The sequence below is a fragment of the Cetobacterium sp. genome (assembly GCF_051658645.1).
Taxonomy (GTDB): Bacteria; Fusobacteriota; Fusobacteriia; order Fusobacteriales; family Fusobacteriaceae; genus Cetobacterium_A.
This window is the reverse complement of record NZ_JBOFMZ010000049.1, coordinates 1-2,817: the sequence shown is the minus strand read 5'-3', so window position 1 is coordinate 2,817 and position 2,817 is coordinate 1. Positions and strand designations below refer to the sequence as shown.

General features: G+C 29.4%; 4 protein-coding genes. 2 read left to right on the top strand and 2 right to left on the bottom strand.

What is annotated here, in order from left to right:
- The first annotated feature begins 72 nt into the window (after positions 1-72).
- Both ACRCZX_RS05560 and ACRCZX_RS05555 read left to right on the top strand, forming a co-directional pair.
- Positions 73-213, top strand: coding sequence for a hypothetical protein (locus ACRCZX_RS05560; RefSeq protein ID WP_438581943.1), 141 nt, complete (start codon positions 73-75; stop codon positions 211-213).
- A 49-nt stretch (positions 214-262) separates the two neighbouring features.
- Positions 263-643 carry a precorrin-6A/cobalt-precorrin-6A reductase gene (locus ACRCZX_RS05555; RefSeq protein ID WP_438581942.1) on the top strand — a complete coding sequence of 127 codons (381 nt, stop codon included), beginning with the start codon at positions 263-265 and terminating at the stop codon, positions 641-643.
- Here ACRCZX_RS05555 and ACRCZX_RS05550 read toward each other — a convergent pair.
- The gene (locus ACRCZX_RS05550) at positions 631-1,659 is read right to left on the bottom strand and encodes a threonine aldolase family protein (protein WP_438581941.1); all 1,029 of its coding nucleotides are present in this window, start codon (positions 1,657-1,659) and stop codon (positions 631-633) included. The genes ACRCZX_RS05555 and ACRCZX_RS05550 overlap by 13 nt on opposite strands.
- 68 nt (positions 1,660-1,727) lie before the next feature.
- The gene (locus tag ACRCZX_RS05545; RefSeq protein WP_438581940.1) at positions 1,728-2,657 is read right to left on the bottom strand and encodes a DUF523 domain-containing protein; all 930 of its coding nucleotides are present in this window, start codon (positions 2,655-2,657) and stop codon (positions 1,728-1,730) included.
- Positions 2,658-2,817: the final 160 nt, after the last annotated feature.

The following is a 2,817-nucleotide window of genomic DNA, read 5'->3' as shown; positions in this document are numbered from 1 at the left end:
TTAATAGATGAATGGTCGTAAACCAAGAAAATAAAGTTTCCTAATTCTTAGGAAGAAGGAGGCGTATAATCTATGAGTTTAATAGACTGCATAATTGATGAATCAAATATTTATAGAGCAATTCACACGCTGAAAAGTAGCAATAGAGAGGATTACTATAAAGACAATGAGAATTATGTAAGAATATTAAAAACAATTTCTAAATATAAATAAAATTTAAAATTATGATGGAACGCCGTGTGCGATGAAAGTCGCATGCACGGTGTGGAGCAGGGGAAAAGGTGGAGATAACTTTAAATCCTTACCTATTGCTATATTTGAAAATATGAAAAATAAACAGAATATCTATTTTAGAATTCTACCAAAATGGGAAATGATAAAAAAAGCAGAAGATTTTGGAATTTTACCTAAAAATATAATAGGAATGCAAGGTCCTTTTTCTAAAGAACTAAATATAGCTATGATGAAGGAGTGTAATATAAAATATATTATCAGTAAAAAAGGTGGAGATACTGGTGGTGAAAGAGAGAAGATAGATAGTGCAAAAGAGATTGGTGTTCAAACAATTTTACTTTCTAGACCAAACCTAGACTATCCAATAGTTTTTTCTGAAATAAAAAAGCTTATACATTATATCGTATAAGCTTTTAAAGTTTCAATAAATTTTATAACCTCTGTTTCTAAAGTAGCCCAAGAAGTAACTAATCTAATAGCAGAGTATTTTTCATCAATGCTAGTCCATCTATAGAAAGAGTAATTTTCTTCAAGTTTTTCTATAATCTCATTAGGGAAAATTGGGAAAACTTGATTTGATGGAGAATCAATAAACAAATCAAATCCAGCGTCTTTTATACCATCATTTAAAATTCTAGCCATTTTATTTTGATGTTGAGCTAATTTTAAATATAAATCATCTTTAAACAATTCGTAGAATTGAATGCCCAAAGTTCGACCTTTAGCAAGTAATCCGCCTTTTTGTTTTATATTAAATTCAAAGTCTTTTTTTAAAGAGTCATTACATAAAACTAAAGCTTCTCCCATTAAAGCTCCGTGTTTAGTACCACCAATATAAAAAGAATCTAAGAGTCTTCCATAGTCAATTAAACTTAAATCATTTTCTTTACAAGCTAGAGCTGAACCTAATCTTGCTCCATCCATATAGAAAATAAGATCGTTTTCTTTACAGTATTGACTTAATTCTTCTAATTCACTTTTTTTATAAATAGTTCCAATCTCTGTAGGATTTGAAATATAAACCAATTTAGGTCTAACCATATGTACACCAGAGTGTGAGTCTACGATACTTTTAATATCTACTACTTTTAATTTACCATCATTTACTTCTACTGGAATAACTTTATGACCAGTTGCTTCAATAGCTCCTGTTTCATTCACAAATATATGTCCAGTTTGAGCAGAAATAACAGCTTCGTACGGTCTTAAAAAAGCAGAGATAGCAATTAAATTTGTTTGAGTTCCTCCAACTAAAAGGTGAATATCAATATCTTCTCTATTAATTCTATTTTTTAATATTTTAATAGCGTTAAGACTATATTCATCCTCTCCATATCCAGGCTGTTGAATTAAATTCGTTTCAACCATCGTAGCTAATATATTAGGATGAACGCCTTCACTATAATCATTTTTAAAACTATACATTTTCATACTCCTCAAATTTTATATATTCTATATTGTAATTTGAAAAGACAAAAAAGTCAAAATATATTTTACCTGTCAGGCTTGTAATTAATAGGAGAACTTCTAAATAAACAATTTTTTTTACGAGCTTCTATCTCTACTCCAAGCAACTCTTGGGCGATATGAGTCATATTTCTTAAAGCTTCAGGCTCTAAAACTTCTTCAACTTCAATTCCTTCTTTTTTCTTTAAATCAATATAATTATCCCAAAGATGTTTTTTTATGTTTTCCAATTCAGCACGTTTTCTTAAAAGAGTTAACATTTCTAACTTTATTTTTTCATAAGTTTCAGTGTTAGGTTCAGTATCCGATTTTAAAACCTCTCTTATTTCATCTCTAATAGCAATCGCTTCTTCTGTATGCAGTTCATAAAGAACATATTTTATTTTATCCCAGATATCTTTTAAAATATCTTTTGAATTAACTTCTTGTTCTTTTGTCCAAACAAATGCAACAAGTCTTCTTTTCCAATCCCACCATCTGATAGGGCTTTGTAAATCAATTGAGTTAATTAAAAATATATTTTTTTGTAAAAGAAGAGCACTAAAAACTCCAGGTGGATTTCCAAGTCTTTGGTTTTTTAAAGTTGTTCTATTTACTCCACAAGATGGACTTCCATCCATGAAGATATATGCATCTATTTTTGCTCTTTCAAGAGTCTCGAGACAAGCTAAAGCTCCTTTTTTAATCATATCATTTTTAATTTTACCTTCTTTGTCTTTAACATTAGCATTACCTTCCCAGAAATCAAATCCATTTCCACCAGAAAGTTTTATAGTTAATCTAGGAACACCCATTCCACTCATAACCTCTGGACAAACAGGTGTCCAAATAAATTGTCCACGGTCTCTTCCTAAACATTGAGTTAAATCAATACCTTTACCATTATATCTAAATTTAGCTCCAAATTGGCAAGCTGCAATTCCTAAATTAAGTTTTCTTTTTAAAAGATTTTCCATAATTCCTCCCAAATAATATAATGTTTCTGTTAACTTAAAAATTATTGAAACTACTCTAATCCTTTGAGGTATAATAGTTATTCAAACAACCAATATTCCCCCCAAGAAAGGAGCAGTTTTTAACTATGTATATTAATAATATCTCTTGTCCTCGTTGTTT

Excerpts from the sequence above, each read along its gene's own strand:
- ACRCZX_RS05560 (WP_438581943.1), top strand. The coding sequence starts at position 73 with ATGAGTTTAATAGACTGCATAATTGATGAATCAAATATTTATAGAGCA.
- ACRCZX_RS05545 (WP_438581940.1), bottom strand. The coding sequence starts at position 2,657 with ATGGAAAATCTTTTAAAAAGAAAACTTAATTTAGGAATTGCAGCTTGC.
- ACRCZX_RS05550 (WP_438581941.1), bottom strand. The coding sequence starts at position 1,659 with ATGTATAGTTTTAAAAATGATTATAGTGAAGGCGTTCATCCTAATATA.